The organism is Aurantimicrobium minutum (assembly GCF_029892845.1).
GTDB classification, from domain to species: domain Bacteria; phylum Actinomycetota; class Actinomycetes; order Actinomycetales; family Microbacteriaceae; genus Aurantimicrobium; species Aurantimicrobium minutum_B.
The window spans coordinates 67,345-87,711 of the sequence record NZ_JARXVT010000007.1 but is presented as its reverse complement, the minus strand read 5'-3'; the positions used below and the strand labels follow the sequence as shown (position 1 = coordinate 87,711).

19 protein-coding genes and 1 riboswitch are annotated in these 20,367 nt (G+C 55.8%); of the genes, 3 read left to right on the top strand and 16 right to left on the bottom strand.

Translation table 11 applies throughout. The features are described 5' to 3' along the window. Positions 1 to 152 precede the first annotated feature (152 nt). Positions 153 to 2,408 carry an MMPL family transporter gene (locus M2118_RS08555; RefSeq protein ID WP_280795526.1) on the top strand — a complete coding sequence of 752 codons (2,256 nt, stop codon included), beginning with the start codon at positions 153 to 155 and terminating at the stop codon, positions 2,406 to 2,408. A 133-nt stretch (positions 2,409 to 2,541) separates the two neighbouring features. After that, complete coding sequence (locus M2118_RS08550) at positions 2,542 to 4,014, top strand: NAD-dependent succinate-semialdehyde dehydrogenase (protein WP_280795525.1); 1,473 nt, start codon at positions 2,542 to 2,544, stop codon at positions 4,012 to 4,014. A 66-nt stretch (positions 4,015 to 4,080) separates the two neighbouring features. On the opposite strand, the gene M2118_RS08545 is transcribed toward M2118_RS08550, so the two are convergent. From M2118_RS08545 to M2118_RS08475, 15 genes are all read right to left on the bottom strand, one after another. Next, on the bottom strand, positions 4,081 to 6,021 hold the full coding sequence (locus tag M2118_RS08545) for an ABC transporter ATP-binding protein (RefSeq protein ID WP_280795524.1): 1,941 nt from the start codon (positions 6,019 to 6,021) through the stop codon (positions 4,081 to 4,083). A 10-nt stretch (positions 6,022 to 6,031) separates the two neighbouring features. Continuing rightward, a complete protein-coding gene (locus tag M2118_RS08540) occupies positions 6,032 to 6,391 on the bottom strand; it encodes a hypothetical protein (protein ID WP_280795523.1) in 360 nt (119 codons plus the stop codon). A gap of 16 nt (positions 6,392 to 6,407) precedes the next feature. Continuing rightward, on the bottom strand, positions 6,408 to 6,878 hold the full coding sequence (gene ribH / locus M2118_RS08535; protein ID WP_280795522.1) for a 6,7-dimethyl-8-ribityllumazine synthase: 471 nt from the start codon (positions 6,876 to 6,878) through the stop codon (positions 6,408 to 6,410). Further along, the gene (gene ribA, locus M2118_RS08530) at positions 6,875 to 8,158 is read right to left on the bottom strand and encodes a GTP cyclohydrolase II (protein WP_280795521.1); all 1,284 of its coding nucleotides are present in this window, start codon (positions 8,156 to 8,158) and stop codon (positions 6,875 to 6,877) included. The genes ribH and ribA overlap by 4 nt, the downstream gene beginning before the upstream one ends. 1 nt (position 8,159) lies before the next feature. Further along, positions 8,160 to 8,786 (bottom strand): riboflavin synthase, encoded by a 627-nt coding sequence (locus M2118_RS08525; protein ID WP_280795520.1) that lies wholly within the window; start codon positions 8,784 to 8,786, stop codon positions 8,160 to 8,162. Then, positions 8,786 to 9,823: a bifunctional diaminohydroxyphosphoribosylaminopyrimidine deaminase/5-amino-6-(5-phosphoribosylamino)uracil reductase RibD gene (gene ribD, locus M2118_RS08520; protein ID WP_280795519.1), complete on the bottom strand. Its 1,038-nt coding sequence runs from the start codon at positions 9,821 to 9,823 to the stop codon at positions 8,786 to 8,788. The genes M2118_RS08525 and ribD overlap by 1 nt, the downstream gene beginning before the upstream one ends. Positions 9,824 to 9,915: 92 nt before the next feature. Continuing rightward, positions 9,916 to 10,057, bottom strand: a riboswitch (FMN riboswitch). A gap of 72 nt (positions 10,058 to 10,129) precedes the next feature. Next, positions 10,130 to 11,140, bottom strand: a complete 1,011-nt coding sequence (trpS, locus tag M2118_RS08515) for a tryptophan--tRNA ligase (RefSeq protein WP_280795518.1) — start codon at positions 11,138 to 11,140, stop codon at positions 10,130 to 10,132. Positions 11,141 to 11,147: 7 nt separating this feature from the next. After that, complete coding sequence (locus M2118_RS08510; RefSeq protein WP_280795517.1) at positions 11,148 to 11,987, bottom strand: exodeoxyribonuclease III; 840 nt, start codon at positions 11,985 to 11,987, stop codon at positions 11,148 to 11,150. Positions 11,988 to 12,004: 17 nt separating this feature from the next. Further along, a complete protein-coding gene (locus M2118_RS08505) occupies positions 12,005 to 12,910 on the bottom strand; it encodes a YihY/virulence factor BrkB family protein (protein WP_280795516.1) in 906 nt (301 codons plus the stop codon). A gap of 71 nt (positions 12,911 to 12,981) precedes the next feature. After that, positions 12,982 to 13,257, bottom strand: coding sequence for an HPr family phosphocarrier protein (locus M2118_RS08500; protein ID WP_110232858.1), 276 nt, complete (start codon positions 13,255 to 13,257; stop codon positions 12,982 to 12,984). Next, the gene (locus tag M2118_RS08495) at positions 13,250 to 14,368 is read right to left on the bottom strand and encodes a PTS fructose transporter subunit IIC (RefSeq protein WP_348519960.1); all 1,119 of its coding nucleotides are present in this window, start codon (positions 14,366 to 14,368) and stop codon (positions 13,250 to 13,252) included. Before M2118_RS08495 ends, M2118_RS08500 begins: the two co-directional genes overlap by 8 nt. Before the next feature lie 89 nt (positions 14,369 to 14,457). Then, positions 14,458 to 14,877, bottom strand: a complete 420-nt coding sequence (locus M2118_RS08490) for a PTS fructose transporter subunit IIB (protein ID WP_280795515.1) — start codon at positions 14,875 to 14,877, stop codon at positions 14,458 to 14,460. Further along, positions 14,877 to 15,338, bottom strand: a complete 462-nt coding sequence (locus M2118_RS08485; protein ID WP_280795514.1) for a PTS sugar transporter subunit IIA — start codon at positions 15,336 to 15,338, stop codon at positions 14,877 to 14,879. Before M2118_RS08485 ends, M2118_RS08490 begins: the two co-directional genes overlap by 1 nt. Further along, positions 15,335 to 16,321 carry a 1-phosphofructokinase family hexose kinase gene (locus M2118_RS08480; protein WP_280795513.1) on the bottom strand — a complete coding sequence of 329 codons (987 nt, stop codon included), beginning with the start codon at positions 16,319 to 16,321 and terminating at the stop codon, positions 15,335 to 15,337. The genes M2118_RS08485 and M2118_RS08480 overlap by 4 nt, the downstream gene beginning before the upstream one ends. After that, a complete protein-coding gene (locus M2118_RS08475; RefSeq protein WP_110232863.1) occupies positions 16,318 to 17,079 on the bottom strand; it encodes a DeoR/GlpR family DNA-binding transcription regulator in 762 nt (253 codons plus the stop codon). The genes M2118_RS08480 and M2118_RS08475 overlap by 4 nt, the downstream gene beginning before the upstream one ends. 216 nt (positions 17,080 to 17,295) lie before the next feature. Between M2118_RS08475 and ptsP the strand changes: the two genes are divergently transcribed. Continuing rightward, on the top strand, positions 17,296 to 18,939 hold the full coding sequence (gene ptsP / locus M2118_RS08470) for a phosphoenolpyruvate--protein phosphotransferase (protein ID WP_280795512.1): 1,644 nt from the start codon (positions 17,296 to 17,298) through the stop codon (positions 18,937 to 18,939). Positions 18,940 to 19,348: 409 nt separating this feature from the next. Here the strand turns inward: ptsP and M2118_RS08465 are convergent, their stop codons facing one another. Further along, the gene (locus M2118_RS08465) at positions 19,349 to 19,894 is read right to left on the bottom strand and encodes a hypothetical protein (protein WP_280795511.1); all 546 of its coding nucleotides are present in this window, start codon (positions 19,892 to 19,894) and stop codon (positions 19,349 to 19,351) included. Positions 19,895 to 20,367: the final 473 nt, after the last annotated feature.

Genomic DNA, 20,367 nt, shown 5'->3' with positions numbered 1-20,367 from the left:
CGACATTGCTCCAGAGTGTCAACAAGGACGCGACTCATCTAGTGTTAATAAGGACGCGACTCATGTGTCAACAAGGTCGTGAACCTAGACACCCTAGGCGGCCCCATAGCTCGTCCGAGCGTATGAAATTGTGCTTTTCAAAGGGGAAAGAAATGAAGGACTGGACTCCGAAGCTGTGGCTCCGCATCCTGTTACCGACCGTCTTGGTTGTCGTCTGGTTTGCTATCGCAGGTCTGGGTGGCCCCACGTTCGGCAAGATCTCTGAGGTCTCCACTAACGACCAGGCCGGCTTCCTGCCTGCCAGTGCGCAGAGCACCGAGGTCAACGAGTGGCAGACCAAGTTCAACGACTCTGAAAACATCCCCGCCATTGTGGTTTTCCAGAAGGATTCTGGAGAGGTCACCGACGCGGACAAGCTCAAGTTCGATGAGCTGACCACCACTTTAGAAGAAGCAGAAGGTGTTGCTCCCACTGTTGAGGGTGAAGTTCCTTCCGTGCTGGGACCCACCTACTCCGAAGACGGCCAAGCCGTTGAGTACCTCGTCTTCTACTCGGCAAGTGGTGAAGAACTCCTCAGCAGTATCAACGGCCTTCGCGCTGAGCTGGCTGATGTCACTCCTGCCGGATTCACGTCTTATGTGACAGGCCCTGGTGGTCTCCTTGCTGACTTCGTCAGCGGCTTCGCTGGTATCGATGGCATCTTGCTGATTGTGGCCCTGCTGGCAGTGTTCATCATCCTGCTCGTTGTGTACCGCGCTCTATTGCTTCCTGTACTGGTGCTGTTAACCTCGGTCTTCGCACTGTCCGGTTCGATTCTGGGTATTTACTACCTCGCCCTGAATGACATCATCAAGGTCAATGGACAGAGCCAGGGAATTCTCTCGATTCTGGTTATTGGTGCTGCGACCGACTACGCCCTGCTCTTTGTTGCCCGTTACCGTGAGGCACTGTTCGAAGTTCAGAACAAGTGGTCTGCTATTGGTCGCGCCTTCAAGGGTGCTTTCGAGCCGATCTTTGCTTCTGCCGCAACCGTTATTGCTGCACTGCTCTGCCTCTTGTTCTCGGACCTCAACTCCAACAAGTCACTGGGCCCCATTGCCGCATTCGGTATTGGTTTCGCTTTCTTGGCAGCGATTAGCTTCTTGCCTGCACTGCTGGCCATCTTTGGCCGTGCGGCATTCTGGCCATTCATGCCCAAGCCCGGCAAGAAGAAGTTGGCTCCCGTTGAGCCCAACACTCTTCCTGGTCTCGAAGGTGTTCGTGGTCTCTGGAAGGGCGTGGGTAACCTCGTCGGCAAGAAGCCTCGTGCAACCTGGATCATCACTTTGGTCGTTCTTCTGGCGGCCATTGCTGGTCTGCCGGGCCTCAAGGCCAGTGGTATTCCTCAGACCGATCTTCTTCTGGGTAACAATATTGAATCTGTTGATGGTCAGGAAGTATTGGCCGAGCACTTCGATGCAGGTGACGGTTCTCCCGTGATCATCATCGCGGACGAGTCCAAGATGGACGCTGTGATGTCGGCTGCTGAGTCAACCGAAGGTATTTCCAAGGTCACTGTTCAGGCAGATGCAGAAGCCATGACTGCTGCCTACAAGAAGGCAGCTGAAGACGCTGCAGCTGCTGCCGCAGCTGCATATGCCAGCGGCCCTCCAGCTGCAGGTGCCCCTTCTGCTTTCGTCATGCCTGAGATTGAAACCATTCCTCAGGTCGTTGACGGTAAGGTTCTCATCAACGCCAACCTGACCTACCAGGCAGATTCCAAAGAAGCCGAGAATGTCGTTGAGCAGATGCGCACCGACCTGGCAACTATTGATCCTTCGGTCTTGGTCGGTGGCGAGACAGCTATTGCTCTGGACACCAATAACACAGCTGAAGCTGACCTAGCCAAGATCATCCCGATCGTGTTGGTTGTGATCTTCATCATCCTGATGCTGTTGCTGCGTTCGATCGTGGCTCCGCTGCTGTTGATCTTCACCGTCGTGGTGAGCTTTGCCGCAACGATGGGTCTGTCCGCGATCTTCTTCAACAATGTGTTTGGTTTCCCCGGTGCTGATGCGAGCGTTCCGCTCTTTGGATTCGTTTTCTTGGTGGCGTTGGGTATTGACTACAACATCTTCTTGATGACGCGTGTGCGTGAAGAAAGCCTCAAGATCGGAACACGTCCGGGTATCTTGAAGGGCCTCACCGTTACCGGTGGTGTCATTACCTCGGCAGGTATCGTCCTGGCAGCAACCTTCGCAGCGTTGGGTGTTATCCCGCTGCTCTTCTTGGTTCAGCTGGCCTTCATCGTCTCGGTTGGTGTCATCATTGACACCGTTCTGGTGCGCACACTCCTGGTTCCTGCCATGGCGTATGACATCGGACCCAAGATCTGGTGGCCCAGCAAACTTGGTCGCGAAATCAAGTAATTCAGCTAAATACTGTCCTCAGCCCCCTCGAAAGAGGGGGCTGAGTTCTTGTATTATCGTTTGAGTACGAACGACCCCTTTATTCCGCACCTATTTTGCGGTTAGAATGAGGAATCCGTAGAAAAGGTGAAGAATGTCAACGATTTCCGAATCAGAACTGCTCGCTAAGGTCCCAACTCAGCTGTATATCAACGGCAAGTGGGTAGACGCTGCCGGCGGTAAGACGGTGGACGTGCATGACCCCGCCACTGGCCTGGTAATCAAGAGCATCGCTGACGCTTCTCCTGCAGACGGCATGAAGGCCCTGGACGCTGCTGTCGCGGCACAGGACGCCTGGGCTGCCACTGCACCTCGCGTCCGAAGCGAGCTGCTCCGTAAGGCTTTTGAGCGCGTTCAAGAGCTCAAGGATGAGTTTGCCCTGCTGATGACCCTCGAGATGGGTAAGCCCCTCTCAGAAGCTTTGGGAGAGGTCAACTACGGCTCCGAGTTCCTGCGTTGGTTCAGCGAAGAAGCTGTCCGCATCACTGGCCGTTACGGCACCAACCCTGAAGGCACCGGTCGTACCATTGTGACCCAGATGCCTGTCGGCCCCAGCTACTTGATCACCCCGTGGAACTTCCCACTGGCGATGGCCACCCGCAAAATTGCTCCCGCACTGGCTGCGGGCTGCACCGTCGTGGTCAAGCCTGCAACTCTGACACCACTCACCACTCTCTACTTCGTCAAGATCCTCGAAGAAGTCGGTGTTCCCGCAGGTGTGGTCAACGTGTTCACCACTTCGACAACAGCAGAAGTTTCTGACCCCATCGTCACGGACAAGCGCCTGCGCAAACTCTCCTTCACCGGTTCCACTGGTGTGGGACAGTCACTCATGAAGTTGGCTACCGAGAACATGCTTCGCACCTCGATGGAGCTCGGCGGCAACGCCCCGTTCCTCGTCTTCGAAGATGCAGATCTCGACAAGGCAGTTGAGGGCGTGATGATTGCCAAGTTCCGTAACATCGGCCAGGCCTGCACCGCTGCCAACCGCGTGATCGTTCACGAATCTGTCGCTGCTGAGTTTGCTCAGAAGGTCACCGAGCGTGTCCAGGCGATGAAGATTGGTCGCGGCACCGAAGAAGGCGTCACCATTGGCCCCCTCATCGACACCAAGGCAGTAGCCAAGGCCAACCAGTTGGTTCAGGATGCTGTGTCCAAGGGTGCAACCGTCCTCACCGGTGGCAAAGCAATCGATGGTGCTGGCACCTTCTATGAGCCCACAGTGCTGACCGGTGTCACGTCAGGTGCAGACATCATGACTGAAGAAATCTTTGGTCCTGTGCTCTCCATCACCACCTTCGCAACTGAAGAAGAGGGCATCAACATTGCCAACGACACCGAATACGGTCTCATTGGTTATGTCTACACTGAAGACTTCAAGCGCGGTCAGCGTCTGATTGAGAAGCTGCAGACCGGAATGATGGGCCTCAACGCGGGTGTCATCTCCAACGCTTCTGCCCCCTTTGGTGGCGTGAAGATGTCCGGTCTTGGCCGTGAAGGTGGCTTTGAAGGAATCAACGAGTACCTCTCCACGAAGTACACCATGACTCCTAACCCCTTCGCCTAAACACGAACACATGAAGAACGCCCCTCCACTCGGAGGGGCGTTCTTAGTTATCTATATTCAGGAAAGCTAAACCAGCAGCTGGTGCTTTGCGAGCTCCTTGTAGAGGGGAGTCGACTTCACCAGGTCTGAGTGGGTACCAGTTCCGACCACAGCACCGTTTTCCAGCACAATGATCTGATCGCTGTCGACCACGGTGGAAAGACGGTGCGCAATGATAATGAGAGTGCGGTCCTGAGCAACGCGATCAATCGCCTCACGCATGAGCTGTTCGTTCGCACCATCCAAGCTGGAGGTTGACTCATCCAGCAACAGCACCGGAGGTGCGGCAAGCAGTGCACGAGCGATTGCCAGACGCTGACGTTCACCACCGGAAAGCATGACGCCCTCTTCGCCCACAGGGGCGTCGAGGCCTAGGCCACTGCGCTCCAGCACGGTGGACAAGTTCACATCTGCAAGCACGGCAATGCACTGCTCGTCTGTGGCATTAGGCGAGCCGAGTAGGAGGTTGTCGCGCAGAGAGCCGGCCAGGACTGGTGCATCCTGCTCGACATAGCCAATCTGTGCGCGGAGATCTTCGCGAGGCAATGCCTTGATATCTACTCCACCCAAGCGGATCTCACCCGAGTTGGGGTCATAGAAACGTTCAATGAGCCCCAAGATGGTGGACTTGCCAGCGCCTGAAGGTCCTACCAAAGCAGCACGAGTTCCGTGAGCTACGGAGAAGGAGACACCCTTGAGGATCTCAGGAGCATCAATCTCCGGCTTGGCTTCTTCAGCAAGAGCTTCACCTGCGGCACCGCCGGCCTTGATGCGTGCCTTCTCAGCACGGGAAAGCTTGGAGATGGGGTCAGTTGTGCTCTCATCTTCCTCAACAGGAAGGACCTGCTTGGGATAGGAGAACTTCACGTCCACGAATTCCACGGCAACAGGAGAGTTCTTCACCGCACCACGAGCACCACCATCCAGCACAGCGAGGGGAGCGAGGTCGCGATCGAACTCGCCTTCACTCGGCAGAGCAATGATTTCCTGAATACGACCCAGGGCACCCAGGGCAGCATTTACCGAGGTAATCGCACCAAAGGCTTGACCCAAAGGCATGATCATCATGAACAAGAACAGGATGAAGGTCACAAGGTTGGCAACCGTGATGGCGCCAGAGGCAACGCGGTAACCGCCCACACCGAGCACGGTAAGGAATGCGACCTGCATGGCGATACCGGCAACGGGAACGACAAGCGCAGAGATCTTGGCGACCTTGATGCCCATTCGGTAGGCGCCTTCGGCTTCTTCTTCAACAACCTTGATTTCTCGGTTGGTGGCGTTAGCCGCACGAACCGTGCGCACGGCAGAGATTGCACGCTCAACCGAGGCAGCAAGCTCACCCACTTTGGCCTGTGCCTTGCGGCTGGCCACGCGAATACGTCTGGAAAGCACGGTCACAATCGTGATCGCGCTGAACACCACAAGAACGGTCAGACCCAGAAGAACAGGGTCAAGAATGGCCATGGCAATGATGGAACCGACAAAGGTCAGTGATCCACCAATTGCTTCGACCAAACCTTGGGTCAACACAGCACGAAGCAAGGTGGTGTCTGAGCCCACGCGTGAGACAAGGTCTCCGGTGCGACGAGTGTCGAATTCGCTAATCGGTAGGCGCAGAATGCGAGAAACCAAGCGACGACGAGATGAGAGAACAACACCTTCACCTGTGCGCTGCAGCAGGTAGTGCTGGAAACCATTGATCAGCGCGGTGGCAACAACCAGACCTATCAGCAACCAGACCAGGTTGCCCATGAGTTCACCCGCACTGACGCGGTTGATGACCTGCCCCACCAGAAGTGGCTGGGCAAGTGACGCACCTGCGCCAATCACGCTGAGCACGATGACGAAGGAGAGAACCTTCTTGTGTTCGAGCAGATAGGGCATCAACTGCCCAAAGCTCGCTTTGGGTGCAGAGGACTTATTTTCCGGGGTCGACGAACGACGACCCATGCGGGGTGAGCTCATCAGGTCCTAGTTACCAGGCGACAGCGAGAACGACGTTGAGCAGGGTCAGACCACCGATGGTCCAGAGAACCCAGGATGGTGCAACCTCACGCTTGCGGAAGACGATCGCCAGAACCGTGATCACGATGAGCACAGAAAGCTTGACCGCAATCTTGGTGTTGTTGACTTCTTCATCCTCGATGAGGCCTGCCGAGTAGATACCAGTCAGGGCAAGGCCGGTGACCAGCTGAAGGTATGAACCATCGAGCATGCCGCGCAGAACGCGGCCCTTGCCCTTGGCGATGTCCTTAATCTGAACGAGGAATGAACCCAGCAGATAAGAAAGACCAACGAAGTGCAGGATGACGAGGATTGTGACTAAAAGTTCCATATCCCCAGCCTAACCACTAGCCCCGGATGGCGCGAAGGGTCACAGCTGTTTCCAAGGCGGCAATTGCTGCCTCTGCACCCTTGTCTTCCTTGGAATCGGGCAGTCCTGCCCGGTCCAAACCCTGCTGTTCGTCATCGAGGGTCAGCACACCGAAGCCGACAGGCTTTCCGGTGTCGAGCGAAACTCGGGTCAGTCCACTGGTGGCAGCGTCTGAGACAAACTCGAAGTGAGGAGTACCACCACGGATGATGACGCCGAGGGCGACCACTGCATCAGCGCCTGCTTCGAGGACTGCCTTGCACACCACGGGAAGCTCAAAGCTTCCGGCCACGCGAACCAGCGAGTGCGAAGCACCACTGGCCTCAAGGGTGCGCTGAGCAGAATCAATCATCGCGTTGGTGATGACGTCGTGCCACTGACCAGCGACGATGACGACGTTGAGACCGGAGCCATCAACAGTGATTTCGGGGGAGCCTGCGCCACTCATGCGGTGACCTCCTTGTTCTTGGGTGCTGAATCGATAGCGGGAAGAGTTCCGGGAAGCTGGTGACCCATGCGGTCGCGCTTCACGTTGAGGTATCCAGTGTTGAATTCACCGAGTCCCACAACCAGGGGGACCAGGTCGTTGATCGTGATACCGAACTGTTCCAACTGGCGCTTCTTTTCGGGGTTGTTGCTCAGTAAGCGAACGGAACGGATACCCATTTCATCAAGCATGCGTGCTGCTGCGGTGTAGTCGCGAGCATCTGCAGGGAAGCCCAGCGCGAGGTTGGCATCGAGGGTATCGAGGCCTTGCTCTTGAAGCTTGTAAGCCTTGAACTTGTTGACTAAGCCAATACCACGGCCTTCTTGGCCGCGCATGTAGAGCACAACACCACCGGCGGGGTCGGCTTCAATCATGCGCAGGGCTTCATCCAGCTGAGGACCACACTCGCACTTGAGTGAGTGCAGTGCTTCACCGGTGAGGCACTCAGAGTGAACGCGTACGAGAACATTCTCACCGTCGGGGTTACCCGCGATGATCGCAACGTGGTCTGTGCCAGTGGCCTGGTCGCGGTAGCCACGCATGCGGAAGGTGCCATTCTCGGTGGGGACGTTGGTCTCCACCTCGAAGGCAACACGGTGAGCGTCAAGTTCTCCCTCAATACGTGCAGGAAGGGGGTTCGCCTCGAGGTAGTCAATCAGTGCAGCAACGGTGGTGAGGGGAAGATTGTCGCGCTCGGCAAGCTCCTCCAGGCCGGGCATGCGCATCATGTCGCCATCTTCGGCCACGATTTCAGCAATGACACCCACAGGGTTGAGTCCAGCCAGACGCAGCAGATCCACGGTTGCTTCAGTGTGCCCTGGGCGCTGGAGAACGCCGCCATCAACTGCGCGCAAGGGAAGGATGTGTCCTGGGCGAATGAGGTCGTGAGGACCTGCGTTCGGGTTTGCCAGCACATTGACAGTGCGGGCACGGTCGCTAGCGCTGATACCGGTGGTCACACCTTCAGAGGCATCTACGGAGATTGTGTAAGCGGTGGTGCGGGTGTCCTGACTGCGCTCCACCATGATTGGCAGGTTTAGGCGGTCAGCAACATCGCGCGGCATCGGTGCACACACCAAACCTGAGGAGTGCTTCACAATCCAGGCCATGGATTCTTTTGTGGCGAACTGGGCTGCCAGGATGGCGTCGCCTTCGTTTTCGCGGCCTTCGTCATCGGCGACAAGCACGATACGTCCAGCCTTGAGTGCCTCAAGGACTTCGGGGATAGGAGTGAGAGCCATGTTAGGCACCTGCATTCTGTTGGGGAAGGAAGGCCAGCATGCGTGCGACCTGACGGGCAATAATGTCGGTTTCGAGGTTGACGGTGTCACCGATGGAACGAAGTCCGAGCGTGGTCACCGTGAGGGTTTCTGGAATGAGGGAAACCTCAAACCATTGGGAAGCTTCAGCGGGGGCGCTAATCGTGCTGACTGTCAGCGAGACGCCATCCACGGTGATGGAACCCTTGTCCACCAACAGAGGAGCGAGTTCACGGCTCAGACCAAAGCGAATTACCGTCCAGTCATCACTGGGAGTGATGGACAGAACCTCAGCGGTGCCATCAACGTGGCCTTGCACGATGTGGCCGCCGAGGCGACTGCCTAGTTCCGCAGCGCGCTCGAGGTTGACGGCAAGACCCACCGATGCGTCACGCATCGTGGACATGGCCAGGGTCTGCTCCATCACATCTGCCGTAAACGAGGTTGCATCGTGCTCGACCACGGTCAGGCACACGCCACTAACGGCAATTGAGTCACCCTGCTGAGCACCCTGCAGTGCTTTCACGCCCGATACCGTCAGGCGCACAGCGTCTGGCTGCTGTTCAATCGCGGTGATGGTGCCGCGTTCTTCAATGAGGCCGGTAAACATTACTCGTCCTTTCGGGTTGGCTTGGCAGTGATGAAAATGTCGGCACCGAGGGTTTCCACAGAGGAAATCTCCAGATCAATACGCTCGGCAAGAGTGTTGACGCCCAGCTCACCAAGAGCAACCTTGTCACCGCCCAGTAAGACGGGTGCGAGGTAAACGTAGAGACGATCAGCTAAGCCGGATGCGATGAATGCACTGGCCAGGGTGGGCCCGCCCTCGACGAAGATCGAGCGAATGCCCTTGTCGAACATTTCACTCAGCGCTGCGTGCAAGTCGTTGTGACCAATGATGAGAGGTTCCAGCGGGTGCTGGTGAACCAGAGCATAGCCAGGAACATTGCGTGTGCCAATAATCACAGGAATGGGCTGGTGGTCGTGGAGTTCACCTTCGGGAGTGCGAGCCGTCAGTGAAGGGTTATCTGCGAGAACAGTTCCCGTGCCAACAACGATGGCATCCGCTGCCGAGCGCTGTTCGTGCACGCGTGCACGGGATTCAGGTCCAGAAATCCACTGGCTGGTGCCATCGTGAGCTGCCGCACGACCATCGAGGCTCGCAGCCCACTTCACGGTGACGTGGGGGCGGTGCAGGCGTGCAGCCAGCATCCACTCTTCAAGAAGTTCTTCGACGTCGTCTTCGAGCACGCCGCCGAGAACCTCGATGCCGGCATCGCGCAGGCGCTGTGCGCCACCAGAAGAGGCGTGGCCTGGATCAGTCGCGGCATAGACAACCTGTGCCACACCAGCTTCGATCAGTGCTTGTGCACAGGGACCGGTACGACCGGTGTGGTTGCAGGGCTCGAGGGTCACGACAAAGGTAGAGCCCTGTGCTTGTTCAGGGGTGAGTTGACTCAGCGCATCAACTTCTGCGTGGGCAGTGCCCGCACCGCGGTGCCAGCCCTCAGCGATGATGGTGCCAGCAGAGTTCAGCACAACACAGCCCACCTGAGGGTTCACGCCATTACTGGGGCCATTGCTGGCCAGCGCAATGGCGCGACGCATCGAGGCCTCATAGGCTTTCGAAGGTGTTGTGTGGCTCATCTACCGGTGCTCTCATCTTGGTGAGGCGTGCTTCGGGTAGACGGGTGCCATGGCGACAACCGAACTCGACAGGGGACGTTAAATACCCTGCCGCGCGCGTTCTCTCATCCGGACTTTAACCGTCGGTCCTGGAATTTCACCAGGTCAACCTCATCCTCTGGCTTGTAGGCCTTTGCATGAGGGTCGCGGACTTTAACCGCCGGCTCAGATTTTCACTGACCCCGAAGCGCGTTGCTCTAGAAAACAGTCTAGCTGGCGGGTTTATTCCCCGCGAGATGAGGAGCTGTGGATTCGCTGAGAGCGTGCTTAACCGCGGTGACGGGGAAGTAGGCCAATTGCGTCATAAACCTTGGCCAGGGTGGCATCTGCGACCTCAGAAGCACGATCTGCTGCCCTGCCCAAGATGCGGTCCAGTTCTGCAGGGTCTGAGAGCAGTTCATTGGTGCGCTCGCGGATGGGGGTGAAGCTCGCGGTGACCTGCTCAGCAAGATCCTTCTTGAGGCCGCCATAACCACCACCGGCATATTCGTTGACAATGTCTTCCACGCTGCGGCCAGAGAGCACCGAGAAAATGGTGAGCAAGTTGGCAACACCAGGCTTGTTCTCTCGGTCGAAACGGATCTCGCCATCAGCGTCAGTCACCGCACGCATGACCTTTTTGGCTGTAACAGCGGGGTCATCCATAATCTTGAGTAGACCTGCTTCAGTCTCTGCAGACTTCGACATCTTGGACGTCGGTGCCTGCAGGTCGAAGATCTTGGCGGTCTCTTTGAGAATGTGACCCTCAGGGATGGTGAAGGTCTCACCAAAGCGAGAGTTGAAGCGCAGCGCAAGGTCACGGGTGAGTTCAAGGTGCTGGCGCTGGTCTTCACCGACGGGAACAACGTTTGCTTGATAAGCCAGGATGTCGGCTGCCATCAGTATCGGGTAGGTGAACAGACCCACCGAGGCAGCATCAGCACCTTGCTTGGCGGACTTGTCCTTGAACTGGGTCATGCGGCTGGCTTCACCGAAACCGGTAATGGTGTTGAGCACCCATGCAATCTGGGTGTGAGCCTGAACATGGGACTGAATGAACAAGGTCGACTTATCGGTATCGATACCGGCAGCGATGTATTGCGCAGCAGTGGAGCGGGTGCGCTCACGCAGTTCTGTGGGGTCCTGTGGAACCGTGATGGCGTGCAGGTCAACCACGCAGTAGAAAGCATCGAACTCGTCCTGCATAGTGACCCAGTTGCCCAGGGCGCCAATGTAGTTGCCAAGGTGGAGGGAGTCACTCGACGGCTGCATGCCGGAGAGGATGACGGGCTTGTTCATGTGAGTCCTAGAGGTTGTAGTCGACGACGACGGGGGTGTGGTCTGACCAGCGAGTGTCATACGACTCTGCGCGATCGACGGTGTAGTTGGAAGCAAGGGCTGCGAGAGCAGGAGTGGCGAGGTGGTAATCAATGCGCCAGCCAGCATCGTTATCGAATGCCTGACCACGCCAGGACCACCAGGTGTAGGGGCCAGGGACCTGACCAGTTGCTGCGCGTCCGACGTCGACCCAGCCGAGACCTGTGCCGGTAGAACCATCAGCTCCGGTCACGGTTTCACCTGCAGCACCCATGAAGCGATCAAAGTAGGCACGTTCTTGGGGCAGGAAGCCAGCACGCTTAACGTTGCCCTTCCAGTTCTTGATATCCAGCTCAGTGTGACCTACGTTGAGGTCACCGACCACGAGGGCGTAGTCGCTGTGCTGGGCTAGTTCAGGTAAACGAACCTGCATGGCGTCTAAGAACTTGAACTTCTCCACCTGCTTGGGAGTATCCACTTCACCGGAGTGCACGTAGGTGCTCACGACGGTGAGGATCTTGTCACCGATCTTGTAGTCGGCTTCAAGCCACCGACCAGCGGTGTCGAATTCGTCTGAACCTAAGCTCACGCGGTGAATCTCTGCCGAGCTGCGGCTAGCAAGTGCAACGCCGGCACGGCCCTTGGCCGTTGCTGCGTCGTGCAGAATGTTCCAGTCGGGACCTAAGAGTTCTTCGAGGTCCTCGGTGGAGGCACGCACCTCTTGCAGGGCAAGAATGTCCACTCCACGGCTATCCAGCCATTCGCTCATTCCCTTGCGGAAGGCGGCGCGAACTCCGTTGACGTTGACGGTGGCAATGCGGACTGACATGCCCCAATTCTACGGGGCTAGTTCTTGTCATGACGGTGGGGCACGACCCAGCCGAAGTCTTTCAACTCCACATCAGAATCTCTCATGCTGACCGCGACCCAACTTGTTGCGAGCAAGTAGATACGGGAAGCAAAGTTGAAGTAGATCAGCAGACCAATGAACACCGTGAAGCTGGCCAGTAAAGGATTGCTTTCTGGTCGGGTGAGGACATAGGAACCCAAGACCTTCAACAACATCAAAGCGAAGCCACCCAATAAAGTTCCATTGCGCAGGATGCGCCAGGGGATGGGCACACCACTGAGAATTCTGATGATCGCTGCCAGTACAACCGTGTCAAAGACAAACACCACAGCCAGGCCAATAATTTGGAACATGATCTTGCCCACGCCTGATTTATCGACAATGCCCAGCTCAGGGAAGATCACTCCCGAAAGCTTGGTCACACCCACGGTTGCTGTGGCACTGAGGAGAACAAAGATGCCATACATCAACGCCAGCACCAGGTCATAGGCCTTGAGCAGCATGTAGTTCACCCGAGACTGAGGAAGGTTGAAGATTGTCCGCACAGCAGTGCGGACATAGTTCAGCCAGTTGATCGCGGTGTAGAGCACGATGAAAACAGCTAATCCACCAGTCCAGCCAAAGCTCGTGATGGACTCCAAAGTGTTGGGATCTATGACCCCACCTTTTCTAATGAGGTCCGGCACTTGGGCGTTGATGAACTCGATGACCGCCTTGCGAATCTCAGGTCGATCTTTGAGGAAGATGCCAGTCAGGCTAAAGCCCACCCAGATGGCTGCGAAGGTAGCGAAGACGGCCTGGAACGACATTCCTGCGGCAAGCAGGTTTCCACCGGCAGCGCTATAAGCCTTATAGACGCGGTAGGGGCGTTGCGCTCTCGCCCATGCCAGTGCCTTCTTCATACTTGCCAGCTTAAAGGGAAAGGCCCGTGGGTTCCTTTCGAAACCCACGGGCCAAAGAGCCCCGCTAACGATTAGTCAGCGTCGAGGTCAGATGTGAGCAGGCTAGCCAGCTCATCTGCAACAGCCTCAGCGTTGTCACCTTCGACGTCGAGCACGAGTTCTTCTCCGTGTCCGACAGCGAGAGCGAGCACCGAGAGGATGCTTGCACCATCTGCATTGTCACCATTTGGCTTAGTAATCGTGACGTCGTGACCGGTAGCTCCTACAGCCTGCACAAAAGTACTGGCTGGACGAGCGTGAAGTCCAACGCGCGAACCAACAGTGACGGTTCTCTGAGCTTTAGGCAACTGCTTCCTCCAGTGCTTCGTCGGAGACACCAGGCTTGATGTTCTTTGCGACGATAACGAGGAGTGCGGTTACGACCGTACCGATTGCAACTGCAACCAGGTACATGGGCCAGTTGCCCACGAGGCCGAATACCCAGAGGCCACCGTGAGGTGCGCGCAGGGTGCAACCGAAGGCTGCAACGAGAGCACCAGATACACCCGAACCGATCATGATCGAGGGGATCACACGGATTGGGTCAGCAGCGGCGAAGGGGATAGCACCTTCAGTGATGAAGGATGCACCGAGCAACCAGGCAGCCTTACCGTTCTGACGCTCAGCGTTCGAGAACTTGTTCTTACGAAGAACAGTCGCGAGTGCGAGACCCAGAGGAGGAGTCATACCTGCAGCCATGACGATTGCCATGATGACGAAACGAGGGTCGTTTGCATCTGCCGAAGTGCCAGCCTCAGTAAGACCAGCAGCTGCGAAGGTGTAAGCAACCTTGTTGACGGGACCACCCATGTCGAATGCCATCATGAGGCCGAGGATGATACCCAGACCAATGAGGCTTCCACCGGAGAGACCGGTCAACCAGTCGTTCAGTGCGGTCATGAGAGCCTTGAGAGGACCTCCGAGGATGACGAGCATCAGACCAGCGGTGATGAAGGTTGCGACCAGTGGGATCACAACAACTGGCATGAGCGGACGCAGCCAGTTGGGGAGCTTGATGCGGCTAAGCCACAGAGCTACGAAACCACCGAGGAAACCGGTGATAAGACCACCGAGGAATCCGGCGCCAACGGTACCAGCAATGGCACCACCAACGAATCCGGGAGCCAGACCGGGACGGTCAGCAATCGCGTAAGCGATGAAGCCCGAAAGGACTGGTACGAGGAAACCGAAGGTAGCAGCACCTACGGCGAACATTACATAAGCCCAGTCGTGAGCGGCTAGAGGGTTGAAACCCTTAGCCAGGAACTCAGCCTGGTCCTGGTAAACGATGTCATATCCACCGATCATGAACGACAGAGCGATAAGGATACCGCCGGCCGCCACGAAGGGGATCATGTAGGAAACACCGGTCATCAGCCATTGGCGGATGCGGGTTCCTGTTCCTGAGTTGTTAGACAATTGTGGCCTCCAATGCCTCATTGCATTTTGTTTGGTGTTACAGATCTTGCCGTCTCAGCAAGAACTCTATGGAAAAAGCTACGCCGTGATTAGCTGAAAAGGCGGGCAAAGAAGCCCTTCTTTTCACCCGTGTCGTTGGCGGGCTTTGAAGCTGCAGCGGGTGCTGCAGCCTTGGGAGCGCTACCGGCATCCTTTGGAAGGGTGTCGATGGAGCTCACAGCTTTTGCAACGACGTTCTCTGCGTCAGCAAGTGCCTTGCTTACGCCGATCTGAAGGAAAGGCTTGCCAGCGAAGCGAGCGCGGTCCTTGACCTCGAGGTCGGTTGCGAAAATTACCACGTCAGCAGCGTCAATGGTCGACTGCTTCATGGGGGAAGAACCTGCGGAACCCTGGGTCTCTACGGTGATCTCGTAGCCAGCCTTCTTAGCTGCCTGCTCGAGAGCTTCAGCTGCCATGTAGGTGTGGGCGATACCGGTGATGCAGGATGTTACGGCGACGATCTTGGTCATTAGGACTGTACCTCTCGTGTGATGATTGCTGCGATCTCGGCACCAGAGTTGGCGTCGCGCAGGGACTGGCGGAAGTCTTCGTGCACGAGCTTGCGAGCAAGTGCAGCGAGGATGTGAAGGTGCTTGTCGTCTGCGCCATCTGGTGCAGCGATCAAGAAGATGAGGTGTGCGGGGCCGTCAGCGGCACCGAAGTTCACGCCGTCCACGCTGGTTGCCACGGCAACCGAAGGAACAGTGACGTGTGCAGAACGTGCGTGGGGGATACCGATGCCACCGGGGAGACCGGTTGCCATCTGCTCTTCACGTGCACGGACGTCGGCGAGGAAGCCGTCGAGGTCGGTTACGCGTCCGTCGTTAGCGAGCTTGACAGCCAGCTGGCGAGTTGCGTCTTCCTTGGTTTCAGCAACCAAACCAACGATGACGATGTCTTCGGTAGTCAGTGCTGCGGTTGCGTCAGTCATACGTGGAGCTCCTTAATGGCGGTGGTGAGACTGGGATTGATGACAGTGTGAACTGCCGTAATAGTAATGTCTTTTGGTCCTGGCACAGTGGTCGCAGGCAACTGTACAGCTGCCGAGCCCCAGGCAACAGCGGTCGAAATCCGCGTAATGTCGCCATCTACGTGCGCAGAAAGTTCTTCAGAAATTGTCACGTCTGCGCTGAGATATCCAGCCAAAGTGCTGTCTCCAGCACCGACGGTGCTGTCGGGAGTGACAGGCTCGTGACCGGCCCAGACGCTGCCACGCTTGTTCACAAGTAAGGCACCGTTCTCACCCAGGCTCACCACGATGGCAGCATCGTCGTTGCCGAGCAGGCTCTGAGCGAACCCAACAACGTCACCGACGGTGTGGAGTTCGCGGCCAGCAAGTTCTTCCAACTCTTCGTGGTTAGGCTTCATCAAATCGGCGACGCCGGCGTGAGCCACCGAAGCAAACGCACCACCGGAGGTATCCACAGCAAAGCGAACACCGTGCTGGTGTGCAAGCTTGCCGAGAGCAACATAGAAGGAGCCATCGAGTCCGCGTGGAAGGCTTCCCGCGGCAACCAGCCAGCGAGGAGAAGTTTCGAGGACACCAGAAATCTGAGCCAGAAGAGATGCACTCTCGGCTTCGGTGAGCTGTGGTCCTGCTTCGTTGATCTTGGTGGTGTCGCCGTGTGCATCCACGATGGTGATGTTCTGACGAACCTCATCGGCAATGCGTGTGGTCATGGTTTGAATGCCTGTATCGCTGAGTGCTGACTCAATCCAGCCACCCACGGTTGCATCTGCGGGGAATACAGCTGCGGTGGTGATGTTGTTCTTGTGCAGGGCACGAGCAACGTTAATTCCCTTGCCAGCGGGATCCTTGTGCTTGCCCGTTGCGCGATTAACTTCACCTGTGGTGAAGGACTCTAACTCGAGAGTCAGATCCACGCTGGGGTTCGCGGTCAGAGTGATGATCATGCGACCACCACATCAGGGCCGGCCATTTCGATTTCGAGCAGGTGCTCATTATCAATTGAGCTGTCGGTGATGACGGTGTCGATGCGGCTGAGTGGTGCCACGTGACCGAAGTCTTCACGACCAAACTTGGTGTGGTCGGCCAGGACGACAGTGCGACGAGCAGCATCGACGAAGGCGCTCTTGATACGAGCTTCTTCGAGGTCAGGAGTGGTGAGACCGCGCTCGGGGGTCAGGCCGTTGATGCCGAGGAACGCAACATCGACCGAGAGCGAGCGCAGAGCATCCTCTGGCCAGGAACCAACCATGGCCAAGGTGAGGGGGCGTACGTGGCCACCAAGCAGGTGCAGCTGAATGTTGGGACGCGTTGCCAGAACAGCTGCGATAGGAATCGAGTTGGTTACCACGGTGAGGTCGATGTCCTGAGGAAGTAGAGCAGCTAGGCGAGCAGTGGTGGTTCCAGCATCGATGATGATCGAGCCACCCTGGGGAACTTCGGAGAGAGCCATGCGTGCAATGCGCTCTTTCTCATCCGAGAGCATGCCTTCACGGTAAGACACATCTGGTTCAACGCTGAGGCGGTCAATAGGAATAGCGCCACCGTGTGCACGGTGCAGCAAACCACGACGCTCTAAAGCGGTGAGATCGCGACGAATGGTCTCGGGAGTGACATCGAGTTCTTCGGCGAGGGAGCGAACTTCCACGCGTCCCTGATGACGCGCCTTGGCCAAAATGGCCTGGTGGCGTTCAGGTGCGTACATGGGACTCCGTTGTCGAGCGATCATTGCTTTCAAACATTATGCCAGCAAAATGTTTGTTTGTCTTTTTTTACTCCCGAATTCACTTGTTTGTCAACATAAAAGGGGGGTAAAGTTAATGTTTGTGTCCGTTTGCAAACGGCATCCCAGAACTTAACCAACATAGACAAGCCCTCCTTGATGAAGAATTAAGTAGGTCTTTATGATCAAGGAGCAGCAATGGAGCTCACCGGAATCGGCGTAGGCCGCGGAATCGCAGCTGGCCCCGTCAAGCGCATGCCCGAGCCCCTGGCTGAACCAGCGGACATCGAACGTACTGCTGATGCAGAGTCTGAGATTGCTGCTGCCAAGGTATCCCTCGCGGCTGTGGGTGAATGGCTTCGTGAACGCGGTGTCAAAGCCGGTGGCGAAGCCAAGGATGTTCTCGACGCTCAGGCCCTCATGGCTGGCGACCCAGCACTGGCTAAAGACATTGCTAAGCGTATTGAGGCTGGTAAGACCGCTGAGCGCGCCGTCTTCGATGCGTTCACTTCGTTCCAGAAGATGCTCGAAGGCATGGGCGGCTACATGGGTGAGCGTGCTGCTGACCTCGCCGATGTTGCCCAGCGTGTGATTGCTCACCTGCGTGGAGTTCCTGCTCCCGGTGTCCCTGAGTCAGACGAGCCTTTCATTCTGGTGGCTCACGATCTCGCTCCTGCAGACACAGCACTTCTTGACTTCACCAAGGTATTCGCCCTCGTCACTCGTGATGGTGGCCCCACCTCTCACACCGCCATCTTGGCTCGTGCGAAGTCCATCCCCGCGATCGTGGGTGTGGGGGCCGTTGCAGAGTCACTGACCGATGACACCCTCGTGGTTGTCAACGCTGCCACCTCCACCGTTACCGCAGGTGTTTCAGCTGCTGATGTTGAAGCTGCATTGCTCAAGCGCGCGGAATGGCTTGAAGCATCTAATGCACCTATTACTGATGGTGCTTTGAAAGACGGCCACAAGGTTCCCCTACTGGCTAACCTCGGATCTCCTAAAGAAGCAGCCGGCGCTATTGCGCTCGGGGCTGAAGGTGTGGGTCTGTTCCGCACCGAGTTCCTCTTCCTCGACTCCGCCACGGCACCCACTGTTGCCGAGCAGGAAGTTCAATACACCGAACTGCTCGAAGCATTCCCTGGCAAGAAGGTTGTCGTTCGCGCACTCGATGCCGGCGCTGACAAGCCCCTCTCATTCTTGAACGATGCTCACGAAGAAAACCCCGCTCTGGGTCTTCGCGGTATTCGTGCACTGCGCGTGAAGGAAAACATCCTGCGCGATCAGCTCACCGCACTGGTCAACGCCCAGAACAAGACCGAAGCAGACCTGTGGGTCATGGCACCCATGGTTGCTGACGCAGAAGAGACCGACTACTTCGTGGGACTGTGCCGCGAACTGGGTCTGCGCGTTCCAGGTGTCATGGCCGAAGTTCCTTCTCTTGCACTCGTTGCTGACCAGGTTCTCGAAACTGCTGACTTTGTCAGCATCGGAACCAACGACCTCACCCAATACACGATGGCAGCGGACCGCATGCTTGGCACCGTCGGTTCTTACCAAGACCCGTGGCACCCTGCTGTGCTGCGCTTGATCAAGCAGCTTGGTGATGCGGGCATTGCCTCGGGTAAGCCTGTGGGTGTGTGTGGTGAAGCAGCAGCTGACCCCAACCTGGCCATTGTTCTCGTGGGTCTCGGTGTCACCACCTTGAGCATGACTCCTGCCGCTCTGGCAGAAGTTCGTGCCGCACTTCTTACTGTGACACTCGACGAAGCCAAAGCTCGTGCTGCTCGTGCACTGAATGGTCGCACCGCAGCCGAAGCACGCAAGCTCGGCAGCGAGTAAAACTTCTGTAGGGGAGACGACCTACGGAACTACAAAAAGACCCGGCCTTCCTCAAAGGGCCGGGTCTTTTTAGTTAGTGCTAATCAAAACTTAGATATCAAACATCCTGATTACTTCTTAGATCTTTAAGGAGTAGGTAGACCACAAGGGATATCGGCGCTAAAGCTGAAAAGAAGTTAATCAGAATTGCAAGAGCACTTAGGAAGACTGACTGTGATTCGTGGGTAAATTGATCGCCACTTGAAATAAGTAAATCTTGAAGAAGTAAGCAAATCACAATACAAAAGATTGACGATGTTGCAATAAACAAGTACTTATTTATCTTGATTGCTGCCAAATGAATCATGTGAATAGTCCTTGTGGTGTTTTTCGTCAGATTGACCCTGAGTAAATGTCCAACTTGCAAAAGTTAATCAGATAGAGAAAATGCTTTCAATGTTTCTTGGTATTTAGTGGAATTAGCTCGAACTGAATCAGAAAGTATCAAGGTCTCTGGATTATATTTCTGAACTATATCTTCCTCACATGGGAGGGATATAACTAACCTAAGGCCGGCCCTCCAGGCATTTTCAAGTTCTTTTGAAAGAAATGGTTCTTGACCGACAATGGTGTTTTGATTTTTGAGCCAAATTGAAAAGTCATTTTGGTTTACACCCAATAAGTGCTCTAATTCCATTAGCTCTGGCGCCAATTGTTGTTGATATATTATCAGCATTCTTTTTGTATGGAACAAATAAACATCCTCGATTGCTCGCCCCCAAATAAAAGACCATTTAGTCAGTGGGATGTCACCAGATATGTTGGTGTTCCGGTCTTCTTTTTCGAAAGAGCTGATTTGAGGTTTCGAATCAATGATTTTGCGCAACCAAATTAACTTCATCAAAACGAATTCGTTTTCCGCAACTGTCACGGACCAATTTCTTGTTTCTGACATATCGTTCTCGGCTGAAAACATCCTCACCCCCTGGAACAAGTTTAACTTCAAGTATTAATTCTGAATCCCGTTGATTCGCTGGAATTGTTCTCAAACTTTATTAGGTTAAGCATCACAATTTATCGGCAAACAATTTTCGATTAATTTGAGCAACTAAATACAGTTCCTCAATATGTGAAGCGCCTGGAAGTTCTGCTATCGAGTGAAATGTTTGCAGAAGATCTTGACCGAGAATCTATCAATTCAAAGTAGACATATATCCCAGAATTACCCGGGGATGACGGAGCTTTTCTAATGTGCAATCCGTAGCGAGAAGGAAGCATGTATTTGGTTGTTTTTTCAAAAGCTGATTTGGGCCAATTGTAAAAGCTGAATGGTCGCACCGCAGCTGAAGCACGCAAGCTCGGCAGCGAGTAAAACTTCTGCAGGGGAGACGACCTGTGGAACTACAAAAAGACCCGGCCTTCCTCAAAGGGCCGGGTCTTTTTTACAAG